Source organism: Cyclobacterium amurskyense (genome assembly GCF_001050135.1).
In the GTDB taxonomy this organism is placed as follows: Bacteria; Bacteroidota; Bacteroidia; order Cytophagales; family Cyclobacteriaceae; genus Cyclobacterium; species Cyclobacterium amurskyense.
This window is the reverse complement of sequence record NZ_CP012040.1, coordinates 3,196,748-3,217,081: the sequence shown is the minus strand read 5'-3', so window position 1 is coordinate 3,217,081 and position 20,334 is coordinate 3,196,748. Positions and strand designations below refer to the sequence as shown.

Annotated in this window: 15 protein-coding genes; 7 read left to right on the top strand and 8 right to left on the bottom strand. The window is 39.4% G+C overall.

The annotated features are described in order from the left end of the window. Nucleotides 1-356: 356 nt before the first annotated feature. Complete coding sequence (locus CA2015_RS13325; protein WP_048642356.1) at nt 357-1,121, top strand: class I SAM-dependent methyltransferase; 765 nt, start codon at nt 357-359, stop codon at nt 1,119-1,121. Between the two features lie 26 nt (nt 1,122-1,147). On the opposite strand, the gene wecB is transcribed toward CA2015_RS13325, so the two are convergent. The 3 genes from wecB to CA2015_RS13310 form a co-directional block, all read right to left on the bottom strand. Continuing rightward, a complete protein-coding gene (gene wecB / locus CA2015_RS13320; RefSeq protein ID WP_048642355.1) occupies nt 1,148-2,245 on the bottom strand; it encodes a non-hydrolyzing UDP-N-acetylglucosamine 2-epimerase in 1,098 nt (365 codons plus the stop codon). Between the two features lie 451 nt (nt 2,246-2,696). Beyond that, on the bottom strand, nt 2,697-3,449 hold the full coding sequence (yaaA, locus tag CA2015_RS13315; RefSeq protein ID WP_048642354.1) for a peroxide stress protein YaaA: 753 nt from the start codon (nt 3,447-3,449) through the stop codon (nt 2,697-2,699). Nucleotides 3,450-3,452: 3 nt separating this feature from the next. Then, the gene (locus tag CA2015_RS13310) at nt 3,453-8,549 is read right to left on the bottom strand and encodes a T9SS type B sorting domain-containing protein (RefSeq protein WP_048642353.1); all 5,097 of its coding nucleotides are present in this window, start codon (nt 8,547-8,549) and stop codon (nt 3,453-3,455) included. A gap of 95 nt (nt 8,550-8,644) precedes the next feature. On the opposite strand from CA2015_RS13310, the gene CA2015_RS13305 reads away from it, so the two are divergent. Genes CA2015_RS13305 through CA2015_RS13295 form a run of 3 tightly spaced genes read left to right on the top strand, consistent with a single transcriptional unit; the run spans nt 8,645 to nt 11,752 of the window. Continuing rightward, nucleotides 8,645-9,679 (top strand): PorP/SprF family type IX secretion system membrane protein, encoded by a 1,035-nt coding sequence (locus tag CA2015_RS13305; protein ID WP_262485600.1) that lies wholly within the window; start codon nt 8,645-8,647, stop codon nt 9,677-9,679. Between the two features lie 12 nt (nt 9,680-9,691). Further along, nucleotides 9,692-10,921: a M48 family metallopeptidase gene (locus CA2015_RS13300; RefSeq protein ID WP_048642351.1), complete on the top strand. Its 1,230-nt coding sequence runs from the start codon at nt 9,692-9,694 to the stop codon at nt 10,919-10,921. Nucleotides 10,922-10,966: 45 nt separating this feature from the next. Then, nucleotides 10,967-11,752 (top strand): phytanoyl-CoA dioxygenase family protein, encoded by a 786-nt coding sequence (locus CA2015_RS13295; protein ID WP_048642350.1) that lies wholly within the window; start codon nt 10,967-10,969, stop codon nt 11,750-11,752. A gap of 134 nt (nt 11,753-11,886) precedes the next feature. On the opposite strand, the gene CA2015_RS13290 is transcribed toward CA2015_RS13295, so the two are convergent. From CA2015_RS13290 to CA2015_RS13270, 5 genes are all read right to left on the bottom strand, one after another. Further along, nucleotides 11,887-12,687 carry a hypothetical protein gene (locus tag CA2015_RS13290; protein ID WP_048642349.1) on the bottom strand — a complete coding sequence of 267 codons (801 nt, stop codon included), beginning with the start codon at nt 12,685-12,687 and terminating at the stop codon, nt 11,887-11,889. Nucleotides 12,688-12,805: 118 nt separating this feature from the next. Beyond that, nucleotides 12,806-13,618, bottom strand: a complete 813-nt coding sequence (locus tag CA2015_RS13285; protein ID WP_048642348.1) for a metallophosphoesterase — start codon at nt 13,616-13,618, stop codon at nt 12,806-12,808. Nucleotides 13,619-13,743: 125 nt separating this feature from the next. Then, nucleotides 13,744-14,652: a TIGR01777 family oxidoreductase gene (locus CA2015_RS13280; RefSeq protein WP_048642347.1), complete on the bottom strand. Its 909-nt coding sequence runs from the start codon at nt 14,650-14,652 to the stop codon at nt 13,744-13,746. 177 nt (nt 14,653-14,829) lie between these two features. Beyond that, complete coding sequence (locus CA2015_RS13275; RefSeq protein ID WP_048644519.1) at nt 14,830-15,891, bottom strand: NAD(P)H-dependent glycerol-3-phosphate dehydrogenase; 1,062 nt, start codon at nt 15,889-15,891, stop codon at nt 14,830-14,832. Beyond that, the gene (locus CA2015_RS13270) at nt 15,869-17,563 is read right to left on the bottom strand and encodes a 1-acyl-sn-glycerol-3-phosphate acyltransferase (protein ID WP_048644518.1); all 1,695 of its coding nucleotides are present in this window, start codon (nt 17,561-17,563) and stop codon (nt 15,869-15,871) included. The genes CA2015_RS13275 and CA2015_RS13270 overlap by 23 nt, the downstream gene beginning before the upstream one ends. A gap of 119 nt (nt 17,564-17,682) precedes the next feature. On the opposite strand from CA2015_RS13270, the gene CA2015_RS13265 reads away from it, so the two are divergent. The 3 genes from CA2015_RS13265 (at nt 17,683) to rsmH (ending at nt 20,333) form a co-directional block, all read left to right on the top strand. Next, nucleotides 17,683-18,657 carry a polyprenyl synthetase family protein gene (locus CA2015_RS13265; protein WP_048644517.1) on the top strand — a complete coding sequence of 325 codons (975 nt, stop codon included), beginning with the start codon at nt 17,683-17,685 and terminating at the stop codon, nt 18,655-18,657. 328 nt (nt 18,658-18,985) lie between these two features. Further along, nucleotides 18,986-19,435 carry a division/cell wall cluster transcriptional repressor MraZ gene (mraZ, locus tag CA2015_RS13260; protein WP_048642346.1) on the top strand — a complete coding sequence of 150 codons (450 nt, stop codon included), beginning with the start codon at nt 18,986-18,988 and terminating at the stop codon, nt 19,433-19,435. Continuing rightward, nucleotides 19,428-20,333 carry a 16S rRNA (cytosine(1402)-N(4))-methyltransferase RsmH gene (gene rsmH / locus CA2015_RS13255; protein WP_084011766.1) on the top strand — a complete coding sequence of 302 codons (906 nt, stop codon included), beginning with the start codon at nt 19,428-19,430 and terminating at the stop codon, nt 20,331-20,333. Before mraZ ends, rsmH begins: the two co-directional genes overlap by 8 nt. The last annotated feature ends 1 nt before the right edge of the window (nt 20,334 follow it).

Genomic DNA, 20,334 nt, shown 5'->3' with positions numbered 1-20,334 from the left:
AGACACAAGTTTTGCGGTGAATATTATTAAACCCTTATTTATCAATAAGGTTCACAATCCATCTTTGCTATTTAAAAAAACCACATTATAAAAAAAATTTCAGTCCATTATACCACAAATCCCATACCTAAAACGAGAATTTATCTTTGGTCAATCCAACACTTCGTTAAGATTTTGCCTAAATAAGAAAAACCAAACAAGGGTATTATCATAATTAAAAAATTGCATTGACACTAACCTGTTTTATGAATACTAAATAAGTAGATAGGATACTGACTTTATTCTTATCAATATGACAATTGCATATTTCGGATTAAACAAAGTGCCATTTCAATGCTACCTTATATATTTGCAATATGAAATCAATGATTAGCTGGACAATTCGTCATATTCCTAGAAAGTACCTGCAACTCTTTAGCCATTTTTTTTTAAAAATCGCCGTAATACTTTACAGGGGCAAAAATGTTTCTTGCAATATTTGCCAAAAAAGCTTTAGTAAATTCCTTCCCTACGGGAGAATTGCCCGTGAAAACGCACTGTGTCCCAATTGTCTGGGTTTAGAAAGACACCGTCTCATGTGGTTGTTTTTACAGAGAGAAACAGATTTTTTTTCAGCGCAAAAAAAAGTACTTCACGTTGCCCCCGAGTTGTGCTTTCTGAATCGTTTTAAAAAATTAAAAAACCTTAAATACATCACTGGCGATATTGAATCCCCTTTGGCAGAAGTCAAAATGGACATTCACCAGATTCCTTTTCCTGATAATTCTTTTGACGTAGTTTTTTGCAACCATGTACTCGAGCATGTGGCAGATGATTTGAAAGCTTGTGCTGAAATCAATAGGGTACTAAAACCCAACGGTTGGGGAATTATACAATCACCCGTCTATGAGCAGGAAATTACCCTAGAAGACAATTCTATTACAGATCCCAAAGAAAGAGAAAAGGTCTTTGGGCAAAGTGACCATGTAAGAAAGTACGGTAAAGATTATGCCAAAAGACTTAGCCAATCAGGCTTAAAGGTTTTAGAAAATAATTTTGTTCGGAACCTTCCTGAAGAGCTAATAAAAAAGCATGCCCTTCCTGAAAATGAAATTATCTTTTATTGTCAGAAAGGGCAGTAAATGTATTTTTGTTTCTTCCAGCTAAATTAACCTAGCTTATCCACCAAAATTTCTACAATTCTTTTAGCAGTTTTACCATCCCATAAGTGAGGAATCTGACCTTTCTTCCAACTCCCTGAAAACAATTTCTCCATGGCTGGCTTAATTGCTTTAGGGTCTGTTCCTAGCAGTTCGTTGGTGCCTTCAGTGATGGTTTCAGGCCTTTCTGTATTGTCTCTTAAGGTCATACATGGCACACCCATTACTGTAGTTTCCTCCGTTATTCCACCTGAATCTGTCACAACCGCTTTTGCACTTTGTACAAGGTAGTTGAACTCCAGGTATCCCAAAGGATCTATCATGTGTAACCTTTCATGAGAAATGCCTAGATTCTGTAGCATCTTCTTGGTTCTTGGATGAACCGGAAACACTAAAGGCAAACCTCCTGAATGGTCAATAATTTCTTGTATAAGTTCTTTTAGTTTTTCTTCTTGGTCCACATTGGCAGGCCTGTGTAAGGTCATGACAATGTACTTGCCTTTTTCCAGACCAATTTCACTCCAGACTTCTGGTTGCTGAAACCTTGGTTGATGCTTGAGTAAAGTATCAATCATTGTGTTTCCAACATAGAAAATCCTTTCATTTCCAATTCCTGACTTCCTGAGGCTTTCATTGGCAACTTCTGAAGTTGTGAAAAAATAATTGGTAATGCTATCAGTAACCATTCGGTTAATTTCCTCGGGCATGGACCAGTCACCTGATCTAATTCCCGCCTCCACATGAGCTACTTTAACATGTAGTTTTTGAGCTGTTATGGCGCAGGCCATGGTAGATGTTACATCTCCTACTACAAGACAAAGATCCGGCTTGGCACTTTCCATTAGCAATTTTTCATAACCGACCATTATAGCTGCTGTCTGTTCAGCCTGGGTTCCACCACCTGCTCCTAGATTTACATCCGGTTCTGGAATGCCCAATTGTTCAAAAAAGCTTCCAGACATGTTCTTGTCGTAATGTTGACCTGTGTGAATCAGTCTAAAAGTTATTGCCTTTCCTTCTCCTGCAGCTGCGTTAATCGCATCTATAATAGGAGAAATTTTCATAAAATTAGGGCGAGCCCCTGCAATCAAGTCTACGCTTATCATATTTCAAAAATTAAATTTCCCAAGTTTACCAAATAAATCTGAAAAAAAGAGGAAAACACCCACTAAATATTTCGAAAATTTAAAAAAAGATAATAATTAAGAAACAATACCTACAGTATTAAAACATCAAATTCCCTTTTTTCAATTACAACTTCCAAAATTCTATTCAATTAGGATTAAAATCTTTTTAAACCCGGATTATGTAATAGGATTTCTCCGTCCTGACAATAGTCAGGGGTGAAGCCTGTCCCGTGTTTACGGGAAGTGTTGCAATCGCAAGAAAATCAGGCTGTTTGGAGATTTTAGCATAGCACCGCTATGGTGAAATCTCCAAACAGCAACGAAGTGGCTGATTTTAAAGCGATTTCAGCACCTAATAGAATGTCTATTGCATATTTCGGGTTAAAATGGGTGGAAGTCCACTAATTTAAAAAGTGATTTCACCACTTTTTCACCGAATAAAAACCCATTCCTCAGAATTGCTTTTACTTTCAGAGTACTCATACCTGCCTTCGTTAAAAGTTTTAAGTACCTCTGGATCCTTCACTTTATTCCGAATAATAAAATCCGTCATTAACCCTCTTGCTTGTTTAGAGAAAATCCCAATATTCTTGTAAGTCCCATCCTTATATTCCTTAAAAACAGGGCTAATTAGGTTAGATTTTAGTTTTTTCTTTTTTACTGCCTTAAAATATTCGTTCGATGCCAAATTAATCACAGGTTGCCCAAGGGCAATTTCATTAAGTGCATTGGTAATTTTGTCCCCCCAAAATTCATAGAGATTTTTACCTCTTTTATTTTTCAATTTAATCCCCATTTCCAACCTGTAGGGCTGAATCATGTCCATGGGCCTCAAAAGCCCGTAAAGTCCGGATAAAATTCTTAAATTTTCTTGGGCAAAGGAAAAATCTTCTTCAGAAAAAGAGGCCACGTCTATATGGGTATATACATCACCCTTAAAAGCCAAAAGGGCCTGTTTTGAATTTTCTTCGTTGAAAACTTCCGAAAATCTCTGGTATCGTCCTGCATTTAACTCCGCCAAATTTTCACTTACCCCCATTAATTTCTGAATGGAATTAGGAGACTTTTTTTTCATTATCTCTACCAATTGGCCAATCTCCTTCTTAAACTCAGGTTGGGTTTTAATACTAACAGTTGAAGGATCATAGTCCAAGGTTTTGGCTGGGGAAATCAATACTATCATATACTATTCAATGACGACAATTGCGTCTCTTTTTATTTTGTTAACATTTTGTTTCTCATTGGTAAACTTAACAACGATAGGATATGTTCCCGAAGGTACTTTTCTTCCATTGACCAATCCATCCCAAGCACAAACAGAAATGCTCTCAGCTATGTTTTCCTGTTCGCAGAAATAAATCAATTCTCCCCATCGGTTATAAATTAACACCGTAAGGGTATCAAGCTGTCCAGTGGTATAAATCAGAAAACCCCTATCTGGATCCCCAGGTCTAATGGCATTCGGATAGACCACATTTACTTCACATACTTCAGTAATGGTAAAGTTAATGGTATAATCACATCCCTCTGAATCAATCACCATTAATTCATAATTTCCTTCCTCAATGGGTGTGAAGGAAGGGTCCAAACTAACTACAGTTCCATTTTTAGACCATTCATAACTGTCCCAACTACCTACTTCAAGCGTAACCAGGTCATTTGAAGATTTGCAAATGTCATAATTTGGCAGTAAAGATGGTGGTGTCGAATCGGATTGATTAATCGTAATTTGTCCAGTTCCCAAAAGACAGCCCGCAGCATTTAATAAGTGAATTTCATAAGTCCCTGGACTACTTACCATCAGAGTGAGCTGCTCTTCACCTACAATCAAATTTTTTGAAGCCCCTACTACATTGTACCACTCAATTTTATCTACAAAGGACAAATCAGCTTCAGCCAAAATCTCCGTTATCACTACTCCCCCACAAAAACCAGGACTTGTTAACACTACCTCTTCCTCTCCTGATACAATCTCATAGGTTCCTGGATCTGGAACAGTACATCCCAATTCATTAGCGACTTCAACAGAATAAGTACCCGCTGGAAGTACTACATTAATACTTGATCTATCACTAAACGTGGCATTGAATTTTTCCCCTGTAGCCAAATCTGTAATCGTGTAATCGCCTGAAACTGGATCCCCATCGAAAACAATTACTACAGCCCCATTTTGAGGCCCTGAATCACTGCAAGACTCAGGAAGAGTGGAAACCGTATAGACAAGATCATCTGGTGGTGTGTTATTTTCCACTACAGCTGAATGAGTCATCTCACAAGATCCAATATAACCTGTAAAGGTGTAGTTACCGGGAGCCAAATTGTCAAAGCTAAGCTGGGTATTTGGTTGGATATCCCTAAACACATCATTTGCCCCTACTAAAACCAAGCTATCCAATTGTGAAACGACCTCCACGACTATGCTCCCATTGGTAACCGTACAACTCTGTGAAGGATCAACATCTACAACAGAAAATTCAGGCAAACCTGTCACCTCTAAAGTAGCTGTTCTTTCTACTGTACAGTTACTATTCAGTGGATCGGCTGTTTGAAACAATAACTCATAGGTTCCCGGTCCTTCCAGGTCTCCTGTATTCAAGCTCAGCTCTTGCGTTTCTCCGATAACACTATATTCAGCCTCTGTCCCCAACCGTATGGACCAAGTCCCCGATACTGGTGTATCCGGAGAAAAGCTCACGGAGTCACCATAGCAGACAGCGGCTGCTGACTGATCAATGGTAAACTCAAAGGGTGGACCTACAAAAACCGATTGACTGACGGGACAAGTCTGATATTCTTCATCTTCATCTCTGAATTCTTCAGGAATATCATAGGCTACAAGCACTGTATAAATACTCTCTTCAGTGACCGTCAACTCATTACTATTTCCTACCACTATTCCTGCTGCATTTACCCAACGGAATATATATTCACCAATTCTTGGATCATCAGGATCAACCGCTACCAATGTTATTTCCTCACCGCAAAGAGATATTTCAGAAGGCAGCGTGATTACCGGGGAAGGAACAACTTCTACTTCATGGGTAAACACTTCTTCCCAAGGTGCTCCACACCTATCTACCTGCAATTGTACAGTAAAAACACCTGTTTCCTGAAAGAAATATTCCAACTCTTGAAAATCTTCTCCTCCATTCAAAAACTCATCAACAACCTCTCCTTCGGCATCAAATATTGTCCAATTATAAATATCAATATCTGGCTCACCACCACCTTCAAAAACTCCTCTGGCTCCAATATCATTCCCCAGACAAAGCCTATCTGGCCCATCGAGACTTGGGTCTGGAATGGAACTTCCTGAGTTTTGGACAAATGAGGGCAATCCTAAGTTTGTTGTACCCGGCATCGGTGCTACGCCCTGTTGGGTAAAGGTCGAGGGGTTACAGGCTCCACCAACCTGAACTTGACCTATTTGGTTGGATCCTACTACCGCAGAATAAATCTGCCCATCCGGACCAATCTGCAATGCGCCTAAAGGCAAACTTTCAGTACCCGAAATCACCGCTTTACTAGATAAGATGCAACTTTCTATTTCGGTCTGAAATTTAGCTTCCTCAAAACAATCAGGACAGACTGTCGTAACAGGATTTTCCGGATCACTGTTATCCGTTTCTTCGAAACCTTGGATATAGTATTCTTCAATACCCGGACCTCCATTGGTATAGGATACAAAAACCCTATTGGTATCATCCGAAAACTCCAATCCATAAATATCTCCCTCAGTACCCAAATCAAGTAAGGCATAAGGTGTCATTTCTCCAGTTTCCTGGTCGAAATCGAAGATTTCAAGCTTATTGGATCCACCTTCCTTAAAGGTGACTGCCACCTTCTCCCCATCAGAGGAAAACTTCATGGTACCTGAACCATCCCCAAAATCAAAATTACTACCAACCGAATTAAAAACTGGCTGGGCTATGCCATCATCATTCACGGGATATAAGCGGTACGTATTGTTCCCTTTTTCATGAAAAGCTACCCAGATGGTATCTCCAGAATTAAAAGCTGCAGAATGTTGGGTACTGGGACTAAATAAAAGGTTGTCCTTGGTGACTACATTTCCTATACCATCAGGGTTATCACCTTTAATATCTACCAGAGAATACCTTACTTCATTCTGACCTCCTGCTCCCAATTGAGTAGTAAATAAGTAATAAAGGGTCTCATCTGTTGCGATGGGAACGGCCAATACACTACTGCTAGAAAGGTTGTCCCCGCCAATATCTTCGCCATTTTGCATTGGATCACCATTAAGGTCCCAAACGGTTTGTCCATCCGTATAAAACAGAACTTGCCCTGTTTGGTCTGAAACGGTAGTCACACCTGCTGGAATATCCTGCGGGTGTGGGGTTTCAATAGGCCTCGGAGTTGATGCATTTGGATCATCTGGATCTCTATTGAAATCCAAACCTGCGCCATCACCAAAATACCAGATATTATTGCTTTGGTCCTCAATGTCCCAAATTTTTATTCTTATTCCTGCATAAGCATAACAAGTAGATCCTTGTTCTCTTACCAAAACCCAGTAATAACCTGGTTCGCAAACTTCATTAGGCGCTTCCGGTCCCCATCCTTCATCTCTTTTATTGGACCAGAAATATTCATAATTCGTTTCTCCCTGCCCTTGACCACCTGTGCCACCTCCAAGACCTCCGCCTCCTTGTTGCCCACCTTGACCTCCGTCTTCACCTTCACTTTGCGCCTCTAACAAGGGCATCAAATCAATACACGATGGCTCACAAAGGGTGGTATCTGAGGGACTGAACTGTGCCGTCAAATTATTTTCTGTCAAGGAAATGCTTTTGGTCACATTCCCAGTTTCCCCGTTGGCATAGGTAACGGTAAGACTTACGGTCACTTGTTGTTCGGAAGTAGCTTCCTGTGGCAATAACAAGTGTTCAACTGAAAGGTCCATTTCAATCTCTTCTCCATCTTCATCCGTAAGGGGTGGCAAAATTTCCCACTCAAAACTTACTGGCCGGTAATTCAACGGGGTAACTTCGCTTGTCAATTGAATAGAAGTATTCATGCAAGGCATCTCCGGTTCCCAGGTAAAATCCACCACTGGTCCCAAATCTATATTTGGTGAAAATTGAGGGAAAACAGTTCCACAAAAATCACTCCCATCAAAAGGAAGTTCCTCAATAAGCAATCCTATCATTGTCCATTCATCAGGATTGCTTACTCTGCCAACATACTGAGGTCCACCCTCTACCTCTTCATAAATATAATAGAGCTGCCCATCAGGGCCTGATTTAACATCATAAATCTTAAATATTTCAGCGGTAAGGGGTAATGAAACAGCAGTAGAATCAGGAATTTGGCTAGCAGGAATCTCTGGAGCAATCTCCTCCTCACTTATAAAAAACCTTTTCAATTCATCGCCTTGTGAATAATACAGAAAATCTCCATCTGGAGAGATGGCCAAACCTGTAATTAATTCAGTACCACCAGTACCTCCCAAGGCTTCCGGCGTCCCAAACAAACCTGAATCAGCATCAAAAGGAACCACTAATAAGTCTTCTCCCGGATTGTTGGGAACTATATACAATACACCAGCATCTTCATCAAAAAGCATTGTCTGCGGTGCTGATCCTAAGGATAATGTATCTGCTGCTGTGAACTGGCCCGGCTGATCCTCCAGCCTTTTGGCTGTAAGATTACCATTGTCATAGCTGACAATATAATCAGGTGAACTACCGGATTTGACAGCTAAAATTGCTCCTTGGGCATCCCCCACTGTTCCACCTTGTGACACAGAACCTGCCGCTGGTTGATTAGAAGGTGCTCCACCCTGATCGTTCATGTCCACCAGACTGTATTGAAGCTGACCAGCCGGATCGATGTAGAAAATATAAAAATCTCTGGATCCACCAGGGCTAGGATCATAATCAAGTGCCGATATAGCTACGGATTGCCGGGCTGTTTCTACTCCTCCCAGCTCACCTACAACACCCTGCATGGCATCATTGAGATAATTGTAAACCAATGCCCCATCCGTATAAAACAATATTTCTCCAGTTATAGGATCAATGGCCATGGCCGTATTGGCTTTTCCTAGTGTAATATCCCCAGAAAGGCTTTCAACCTTGGCTTTACCATCCTTACCGAAAGAGATGTAATTATTATCCCCTCCTTCACAATATCCAAAGATCCACTCATTGTTATTAAAGCCTTGAGAATAAAGTGTTATGGGAGTACTTATACAACAAAATATAAATACTAATTTAATAATAAATTTAAATATGCTTTTAAAATGGTTAGATTTCATAAATTAGGCGCAACTTTGCATACAGTTTACAATTGCTATACGTTTATAAACTGTTTGGTATTCAATAAACGAATAAATCTTTGTTTCAGGCACAAATAAATACAGTTTTTTTAACCATAGTGCTATTGACCACTGGATTTCATGCCTATGGTCAGGATCCTCAATATAGTCAATACTATGCTGCTCCACTCTACCTTAACCCTGCCTTTGCAGGTGCAGAACTTGCTACCAGAGTTGGTGTGAATTACCGGAACCAATGGCCGGGGCTGGAAGCCAATTTCTCTACTTTCTCTGCTTATGGAGACACCTATGTGGAAGATTACAACATAGGTGTTGGCTTTTTGGTTACAAATGACACAGAAGGAGTTTCAGGGCTGCAGTCTACCCATATTTCCGGTATTTTATCTTATGAGCTTAAACTAGCAGACAACTTGTATTTCAAACCAGGTTTTCAGGCAAGCTATATGCGCCGGGACGTAGGCTTTTATGAAAACCTCGTCTTTGCCAATCAAATAAACCCTGCCGACCCATTTGGCCCTATTCTACCTGGAAATGACATCCCTGGACTTGGCGATCCGGTAAATTTTTTCTCAGTTTCGTTTGGAGGGCTTGTATTTACTGATAATTTTTGGTTTGGTCTTTCTACCCACCATATAAATCAACCCAATCAAAGTTTTTTGGACGAGAGTTTCAGCCGATTACCTGTTAAGTACTCCATTCACACCGGCTACCGAATTTCATTAGGAAGAGGCTCGCCTAGAAATGATTTTACACATACCTACAAAGAGAGGTATTTTACCCCAACCATCAATTATAAACGACAGGGCCCATTTGAGCAACTTGACCTTGGTGGGTACTTTTATTTTGAACCAATTGTGCTTGGCTTTTGGTATAGAGGACTTCCATATAAGCCTGTAGAAAAACAAAGCAACAGGGATGCTGTAGTTCTAATGGTCGGATTTAATTTGCCTACAGGGCTAAATATTGGGTATAGCTTTGACTATACTGTATCTAAGCTAGGCATTCAGTCCGGTGGTGCACATGAAATCAGTCTTTCCTATATTTTCCCTCCAAAAAACCCTGGCGCTCCAAGAAAAAGAGACACCATACTGCCATGTCCTAAATTTTAATAATTTTGTACCATGGACCAAGAGACAATCAAATACCTACTGCTTCTGGTAGTAAGTTTTAATTATGTATTTGAAAAAATCATAAACTACCTCAATGTCAACAAAAAAACCGAGGCAATACCCTCTACCCTTCAAGGCTATCTTGATGCTGACAAATTAAAAGAAGCCAAAGCCTATCAGAAAGCAGGCTACCAATTTGGCTTGATTACGGGCACCCTTACATTTGTAATTACCTTATTATTGATCGGGTTTGGCCTATTCGGATGGTTGGACGAGTGGCTCAGGCAGTACATTCAAAACCCAATATTACTCACACTTTGTTATTTTGGAATTGTTTTCATAGGCTCAGATATCTTTTCTATTCCATTTGACTATTACCAAACATTTAAAATAGAAAATGACTTTGGCTTCAATACCAGTTCCGTAAAAACATTTTTCATGGATAAGTTAAAGGGCTATCTCCTTTCCATCATTATTGGAGGGGGCTTACTTGCAACTCTACTTTGGCTCATCCTTGAATTGGGTCAGGATTTCTGGTGGATTTTCTGGATCGTAGCCTCTCTATTTATGCTTTTGGCCAACTTATTTTATACCGGCTTGATTCTGCCTTTATTCAATAAACTTACTCCATTAGAAGATGGTGAATTGAAAGAGGCCATTACTTCTTACTCCAACTCAGTGGGCTTCTCATTGAAAAATGTATTTGTAATGGATGGCAGTAAACGTTCTTCAAAAGCCAACGCATTTTTTTCCGGTTTTGGCAAAAGAAAGAAAGTAGTGCTTTTCGACACTTTAATAGCCCAGCATACGCAGGAAGAACTGGTAGCCGTATTGGCCCATGAAATCGGTCATTATAAAAAAGGTCATATAAAATCCGGACTGGTGGCAGGAGTTATTCAAACAGGATTAATTCTTTATATCCTCTCACTATTTGTATTCAGCGAACCTTTGAGTTTGGCACTTGGGGGGAGTCAAATGGCAGTACACCTCAATATTATTGGTTTTTCCATGTTATTTACGCCTATATCTATGATTATAGGAATTGGAATGAATTATTTGAGTCGGAAAAATGAATTTGAGGCAGATAATTTTGCGAAAACCACTTACAGCGGTCCTCCCCTTGCTACTGCATTGAAAACCCTTTCGGTAAAAACACTTTCAGACATCCATCCACACCCTCTATATGTGTTTATCAATTATTCACACCCTCCACTATTGAAAAGATTGGAGAAACTTGAATAAATATTGCTTTGATTGATTCGTAAAACCAATAAAACCCAAAAGACTATGAATGAACATCTCCAAAAAATGGGCGTTTCTTCAGATTTGCTTTCGAAAGAGGAACAACAATTTTTAAGAAAAAACGGATACCTTAACCTTGGTAAGTTACTTTCAGATGAGAGCCTACATAAAATAAGGCTTCGTATAAACGAAATACTTGAAGAAGAGGGTGAAAATGCCGGGTCGGAATTGATGCAATCTCCCAGTATCCGGCATCCAAAGGAGTCAGGAGCCACAAGATTAGGTGACCTGGTAAACAAAGGTGCTGCCTTTGACATCTTCTATACTCAGCCCAAAGTATTGGCAGCCATCAGCCTGGTTCTTGGTGACCAGTTCAAGCTTTCTTCACTCAATTATAGAGCAGCACTCCCTGGTGCAGGCTTACAAAAACTACATGTGGATTGGCCCGAATCCATTCAAAACATGAATTATATGGTTTGTAATTCGATCTGGTTATTGGATGACTTTTATAAGGAAAATGGTGCTACCAGAGTAGTTCCAGGCACTCATTTACAACCCAAATTACCCGCCGAGTCCATGAATGACCCAATGGATTCACATCCCGATGAGAAAATAATAGTAGCCGAAGCAGGTTCTGTAGTCATTTTCAATTCCCACACCTGGCACGGCGGCACCACCAACCATACCTCCCAACCAAGAAGGGCAATCCATAGTTATTTTTGTAAAAGAGATCAAGTCCAACAAACCAACCAAAGCCAATTTATAAAGAAAAACACGCTTGATCGAATTTCAGTTGATGCCGCTTACGTTTTAGGGCTAGAAGAAACTTAGTGAGGTAAATTGAGTTTATGGTGATTTTTCGAAGAAAAGCTACCCTAAGCTAAATACGGAAAAAACTTATTGATAAAAAATTTAAGACTAGAAAGTTCAGCTGCACAATTAAGCTTCCTTTGGGATAGTTATTTCTATACATTAACGTACATAGCAGCGACCATTATCTTCTCAGAGTCAGTTTCTAGTGGATAAACACCTAAAGGGCTTGGACTAGGTAAGCCCTTGACAATTATTTTTCCTCCCATTAATAAATCAAATGAATGTTCAGGATTTTGCCTAAATGGAATTAAAACATTGCTATCAAATTGCTGTGCGGTTTGATTATTTTCAAGGACTACTTCAGTTGGTCCACTAAAATGAATGCCAGAATCACTAGCAATGGAAATGTCCGTTAAGGGTAGTCCCCTATAATTTATTATATGATATTGCCATTGGATTGATCTTGAATTGAAGTTGATATTAAAATGAACACTTCTCCCAGCATCTAAAGTTGCTATTAAGTCCTTCAAACTGACACGTACCATCCCTATTGCAGAAGCATATAGATCACTCTCAAATATAGGGTGAAGAACAGTCATTTCATTTTCGGTATGGTTCAATTTATCATCACTTGAATACTTTAGCAAGCCTAAGCCGTCTATAGGAAAGTCAGTATAAGTAGTGAAGGAAGTATCCTTGCTAAGAATGTCAAAATCAAAGAACTCAATCCCAGTTTCAAGAACTATTGTCTTTAAATAGTCTACCAATGGAAAGGGAGACCTGGCAAATAAATCCATGCCGCCCTTCCTTCCATTTACTACAAAATTCAACCTTTTAAAGGATTGGTTGGAAGAAACGGAAGGATTAAAAAATAGGTCAGGCTCCTCTCCTCCATTAAAATAGGCATGATTGACATCTATTTTAAAAACAAGCTGGTATTGGGTTGTGCTCATAGTGGCGTTTCTTGATTAAATAGATGAATACTCCTTAAATATCAATAAGATGGGAAAATTGACATCCCCTCTTTTATGGTCTCCTATTTGATTGATGAACCTTTTTTACTGCAAATCTTTACTTTTCTTGCGGGAGGTTTAAAGGAACGAATTGATGTTGAATAGTGTCGGAAGAAACATCCCAAAGCCTAAATCCATAAGGTCTTTCGTCGAAATTCTTACTGGTAGTTTCACCACTTACAAACTGAATGTTTTCATAATTGTTAACCAACAATTTATGCGTATGTCCAGACAAATACGCCAAAACATTATTGCTTTTAAACAAATCTAAAATCCATTTGCGTTTAATTGGAGGTATATTGTAATATTTCTCTTCTTCCTCCGGATTTTCCAGGAAAATAGGATAGTGCCCAATAACGAATATGGGAAGTTCTTTAGCTTCCTGAATTTTAAGGGTCTCTTCAAACCATTGGTCCTGTTTAGCTGATTCATCCCCTATATCGACTTTCCATAATTGGGTATTGGTCACAATAAACGAATATCCTTTGTTTTGAAAATCGAAATAATCCTTCCCTATGGTTTTTCTGTAAAAACTTAGTGTTGTATCATTGGGCACGTTTCCAACATCATGATTTCCGGGTGCCAAATGGCAGGGCACTTTTAGTGTCTCCATAATGTCCAGAAAATCTGAATAGGAACTGTCAGTTGCATTGTGAACCAGATCACCGCAGATTACGGCGAAGTCAGGATTGAGCTCATTTATCTGTACAACTGCCTGCTTGAATGTCATAATGTCATGCTCATAACCACCCATTCCTAGCTGTGTATCACACAACTGTACAAAACTAAAGGGCTGCTGCTCTTTTTCAACACAAGAAAAACATAAAGCAAGTAGCCCAACAATAACGAGGGTATTCAAACGCAAAATCATCCGGTTAAATTTAATGGAAAAAACTGTTCAGCCCAATGGCTTAGCAGCACAAACAAATATAACCAAAAGAATTAACTGAACCCTCTGCATAATAGAGAACATTTCCATGTTCCAAGCTCTTCAAGTTACAACAAGTCGTTTAGTGCTTTTTCTAGTTCTGGAAATTTAAAAATAAAACCTTCGGATTGAAGTTTTTCTGATTTGACATACCTCCCATAAAGGGCGAGTTCGGGATCTGTTTTGAAAATCAATTTCGCTCCAAGCCTAACCATAAATTCAGGTGCTGATAATCCGATTGACAGGCCTAACTTTTTCCGCAATAGCTTCATAAATTCAGTATTGGACACTGGGTTTGGAGCACTTGCGATATACATTCCTGTATATTTCTCATTAGAAATTGATTGGTAAATCAATTCGTTCATATCATACTCATGAATCCAACTCATCCCCTGCCTGCCAGTTCCAACTTTCCCTCCTAATCCCAACTTGGCAATCTGCTTTAGACTTTTTAATGCACCACCATTTCTACCAATAACAAAGCTTGTACGTAGCCTAACACCTCTTATATTCTTTGGTAATGCATGTAAAAAAGCCTTTTCCCAAGCTTTACCAACAAACGGGGCCAGTCCATACCCTGTGGATGAAGATTCTGTGCACACCTGAGAAGGTGGATCACCATAGATATGTGCCGTGGACATTTGTACCCAAACCTTAGGTGGGTGTTCAATTTTTTTAATTGCCTCTCCGATAATTTTTGTAGAATCTACTCTTGACCTAAGAATCACATCACAGTTTTCCGGAGTTTTGATGCAGTCAACAGTTTTACCTGTCAGATTTACAATTGCCTTGGCATTGTTTAAGTCCTCAACCCATTCCTCCAACGTAACGGCATCCCATTCTCGAAATTCATGTTTAATAGATGGATCAGGTTTATGCCTAGCAATTAAAATAGGGACTAATCCTTTTTCTTTTAAATGATTTGCAAGACTTAAGCCTATAAATCCAGTTCCTCCAAAAATTAACACCTTACTCATACCTAGCTGTTTTTATCAAATACATCCATCATTCTAAAACCGTGGTCATCTCATTAAGCCCTGAATCCATCAACTCACACAATCTCCTAATACCACTTCCCTTTTTTATCCCTACTAATAGCCATAAAGAAGTTGGCCAAATCCTTGAATCGGTTAAAAAAAAGAGCAACAAAGTCACTAATCAAAAAAATCGATATCGGTATAGATTGGGAACTTCATCAGGTATTGAAGGGCTGCCTCCACTTTTAAATCTTCAAACAAGACCTTATAAAGGTTTTCTGTGATGGGGGCTCGTAAATCTGTAGACTCTAAAAACAACTTTATCAATTTAACAGTATTTACCCCCTCAGCCACTTCTTCCATATCTGCCACTATATCGGTAAGTTTTTCTCCTTTGGCCAGCCTAAATCCCAAAGTGTAATTTCTAGAGAGTGTGGAATTACAGGTGGTCACAAGGTCTCCTACGCCTGCTAGTCCTAAAAAGGATTTGGTGCTACCTCCCATGGCTTTGCCTAGGTAAACCAGTTCTACCATTCCCCTTGAGATCAAAAGTCCTTTGGCATTGTCGCCAAGTCCAAGTCCTGACAAGGCACCAGAGGCAATGGCTATGATATTTTTCAACACGCCTGAAAGCTCAACACCGATAATGTCAGAATTTCCATAAACTTGAAAATTATCGGATCGCAAAAGCTGCTGTCCTTCTCGAATTACCTCATTGTACCTACTTGCTATCACCGTGGCCCCAGGTTGATTCTCTAAAAGCTCCTTGGCCAAATTTGGGCCTGCCAAGCATCCTATTCTTTCCACTACCGTTTCTTCCATGATCACTTCGCTCATGGTACAAATATTTTTACGTCTTATTTTTTTGATATTCCCCAGATCCTTACCCTCTGGCAGATTGAGAGACAGTCCTTTGGTCCCATGAATTAAAAAATGATAAGGATGTAGATAGGGAGCAAACCTTATCATTACTTCTCGAAACGCGGATGAGGGGATCATTGGAAACATGACATTGCAAGAATCACATACCATCTCCGGATCAGTGGTCGCCCTTATACTTGGGGCCAACTTTCGGTTTTTGACCATATGGGTTTTATTGATGGCTTCGACTACCGCTTCATCCCTAGCATATACCAACACATTGTTTTTTTCAGCCAGTAAATTGGAAATAGCCGTTCCGAAACTACCGATCCCAATTACCCCAATCGGTTTATTTTCAGATGATTTTCTCCAATTCATATCCATCAAGTCTGTTATGATAATAATACAATAATCTTATGTCTTCGGTAACGATATTTCCTTCCTCATTTCTTTTGAGCGGTCTTTTGGCATGGTACATCCCTACATTTTGCAGGCCATGTTGTATGATCTCCTCAAGCCCCACATTCAGGTGTGGGGCCATATGGACAGCTCCTTCCTCTCTTAGTTGATGAATCCTAGCCAAAACCTGCCCACAGGCTTCTTTGAAGGTTTCATAAGGCAAGTAAAGATCCTCTTCTGGAAGTCTAAGCAAGCTAAAAAGATCCAATTTATTGTTCTCCTTTTTGAGTAACCTGAACGCTGTATAAGCAACCAGGTGACTGCTAAATACTCTATTAATTTTGTGGAACTCCTCCACGATTCTTTTGCCCAACTTTTTACTGTATTCCTCTTCTCGCTGCAAATCTACATTTACTTTGCCATCTACCATAAAGTAATCCTTGCAATCAATGCTTCTCCCATGGGCATCCCTACTTTTCCCTTCTGAGTCCACATAATTACCCATGATATCCATGGCCTTGCCAATGGACACAGAAATGTCAGACCCTTTAGTGAAAAATTTCACTAAAAATTTTGAGATTTTATAAGAAGTAGAGAATTCGTCAGACTCACTGTAATAGCGTTCTTGTCCGGTATGGTTTAAGTGTTCCTTAATAAGGCTTGGTGCTTCGAGTACAAAATGGTAATTGATAGTTACCGGAACGATAAACACCTTACCAAATTCCTTATTTTCAGTTTGAAAATTGGCCCTTTGTGCTTCAATGGCTGTACTTAACAAGCCAAGTTTTAGCTTGGACTCTATGCTTCCACTTCGGGAACGTGTACCTCCCGGGAAAAAAAGGCTGTGGCAACCAAACTGAATAGCTTCTCTGGAGTAGGTCTTTAGTGTTTCTAAATAAACCTGATTTTTTTTTCGCCTGTCCACTTTATAAGCACCCAAGGCATTCATAAAATAAGCGAAAATCTGAATATTAAATAGGTTTAGTCCTGCCCCATAAATAAAAGGGGGTAAACCCAAAGTACTTATGGTCCAGCCTATCAGTATACTGTCCAAATTACTAAAATGAGTTGGCACCATCACGATGGTTCCTTTGGAGGCCAAATCCCTTAACTGATCGGTTTCACCAATAATTTGAATTTTATCCTGAAGCCTGTATTGGTTACTGAAAATAGACCTGAATCCTTTAACCCTAGAAGTATTTAGCAATCGAGAAAAGCCAAAGGATACAATCCTTCGTGTCATCTTGTAATGACTGTGTTTAAAATTACTCGCTATTTCCTCAGCATACCTTCGGGTAATTCTTGTTAAAACTTCAAAGTATTGTTGTTTCTTTTTTTCATCATCTATTTGCTGGTCCGCATCCATTTCCAATAGTGATGTTTTAACAGCGGCCCAAAAGTCCTTCTCATCATCAGGGTCAACCACCCATGGATTTTGTTTGATCCGCATTCTCTCTCTAAAGAGGGTGATTTCCAACTCCTCCTTAAGCGCCTGTAACTGATTGCCAGTAAGCCCTTTAATATTGTCAACACTCGACTCCACCACCTGTTGAATAAATTCTTTACGGCTCTTACTTAGCTTTACCACAGGCCATTCATCCTTCTTGGGAAGGATTGGCTCATACTGGTGTTTGATATAGTCGTCGGTCAAGTTTATGTAGTTTAGTTGATCAAAGATAACCAAAAATAAAATTCATTAAACAGAATTATCAATTGGGTGGTTTTGTCAATGGTGGAATAGATTGTATTATTGCACCATCTAAAGCTCAAATGAACCAAGATTTAAAGCAGATACAGGCCCCGATAGCCACTGAGATGGCTGATTTCGAAAAGAAGTTCCGCTCTTTTATGCAGAGCAAGGTGAAATTATTGGACCATATTACCCAATATATTGTCCGTAGAAAAGGAAAGCAAATGCGTCCGATGTTTGTCTTTTTAACTGCAGGAGTAAGTGGCAATATTTCAGAATCAACCTACAGAGGAGCGGCTTTAATAGAATTATTGCACACGGCCACACTCGTGCATGATGATGTGGTGGATGATGCCAACTACAGGCGGGGATTTTTCTCTATCAATGCCCTGTGGAAGAATAAAATTGCTGTCCTCGTGGGAGATTATTTACTCTCAAGAGGCCTGCTACTTAGTGTGGACAATGGTGATTTTGAACTACTTAAAATCGTTTCCAATGCCGTACAGGAAATGAGCGAAGGTGAACTTTTACAAATCTCCAAGGCCCGTAAACTGGACATTACCGAAGAAGTATATTATACAATTATCCGACAAAAAACAGCAAGCCTGATAGCTTCATGCTGTGCTGTAGGAGCTGCTACTGCTGGATCCAGTGAGGAAAATATTGAGAAAATGAGACTCTTTGGCGAAAAAGTGGGAATGGCCTTTCAAATCAAAGATGACCTTTTTGATTATGGAGAAGACGTTGTCGGTAAACCTGTAGGGATTGATATCAAAGAGAAAAAAATGACACTTCCACTCATCTATGCACTCCAAAATGCAAGCTGGGTAGATAGGAAAAAAATCATTTTTAAGATCCGGAATAAAAGTGAGAATAAAGGCACCATCAATGAAATTATAGATTTTGTTAAAAAATCTGGTGGACTGGAATACGCTCAAAAAATAATGAACAATTATTACCAAGAAGCATTGTCCTTACTAGAAAACTTCCCGGAGTCCCCTTTTAAAAATTCTTTGGAAACCTTGGTAACTTACACCATCGAAAGAAAAAAATAGCCTTAAATCCTACATTAAAAGGCAAACACTGGGAATTTAAGGGAATTTTCCCCACTTATTCAACACACCAGATATTCAACTTTTTATTAGGGCAAGTAAACCCCCAAAATCTGGCTTTAAACTCATAAAATCGTATATTTACTGATGATTACCTGCTGATTCATAGCCCGTTGTAAGCCCTGCAGCCATCCGTTTATTTTTTTAAAAATAATTGTGATTCTAGTTAGATTTGGATACTTTTATAGCAATGTGGTAAAAAGTGGGGCAAAGTGGTAAAAAGTGTTTAGCTATTTACTACTTTTGTAATCAGTAAGCAGGAAGAACAGGTATGGCATCATTCACCGGTGAATTTGAGTGTAAATTGGATGCCAAGGGCAGGTTGGTATTGCCTTCAAAAATGAAGGCTTTATTACCTGAATCCTTGGGTCAGGAAATGATGCTGCGCAAAGGTTTGGAGCCATGTCTCGAATTGATACCGATGGTTGAAGTTAAAAAAGACCATAGCAAATTGGCCAGCCTAGATGATACAGATGATGATGTAAGGTTTTTCAAAAGGTCCTTTTTCAGGAGGGAATCCCCAGTAGATTTAGATGCTACTGGCAGGTTTGTGATTAGCAAAACCATGCTACGTCATGCCCAATTAGAAAGAGAAGCCATTGTGATAGGTATAGGTACAAAAATTGAAATTTGGAACCCGGAATGCTATGAAGCATTCATGAGTAAAGAAGAAAAAAGATTCAGTGATTTAAACAAAAAATTCTTAGGTAAAAGTGCATAATCAAGCCTACCATATTCCCGTAATGCTCGAAGAGTGCCTGTCAGGTTTAAACATAGACCCTAACGGCACCTATATCGATTTGACCTTTGGAGGAGGTGGGCACTCTCGTGAAATCCTAAAAAAGCTAGACAAGGGACACTTGTATGGTTTTGATCAGGATCCTGATGCAGAGAAAAACGCCCCTGACGATGAAAAATTCACTTTCGTCATGGCCAATTTCCGGGATTTACGCAGATACCTGAAGATATACGGTGTAGAAAAAGTAGATGGCATCCTTGCCGATTTAGGCGTTTCTTCACACCAGATTGACGAGCCTTCAAGAGGCTTTTCTACGAGGTTTGAAGGAAAGCTGGACATGCGAATGAGTCAATCAGGAGATGTTTCTGCAGCTACTATTTTGAACACTTACGAAGAAGAAGCACTCCATAAGATTTTTGGTATTTATGGAGAAATAAGGAATGCCAAAACCCTAGCAAGAGCCATCGTCTCTACCAGGGCTAATATCCCTTTTGAATCCATTCCGGATTTCAAAAACCTTCTTGACAAATATGCGCCACGAGGCAAATATGCAAAATATAGTGCCCAGGTATTTCAAGCCCTAAGAATCGAAGTAAATCAGGAAATGGCTGCTTTAGAAGAAATGCTGGAGCAAAGTACCAAGTTGTTGAATAGTGAAGGAAGGTTGGTAATAATGAGCTACCATTCACTTGAAGACCGAATGGTCAAAAACATTATGACCAAAGGCAAACTTCATGGTGAGCTTGAAAAAGATTTTTATGGCAATCCGATCCGACCACTAGAACCTATAAGCAGAAAGCCTATAGTGGCAAAACAGGAAGAGATAGAAACAAATAAGAGAGCAAGAAGTGCCAAGTTGAGGATTGCAAAAAAACTTTGAT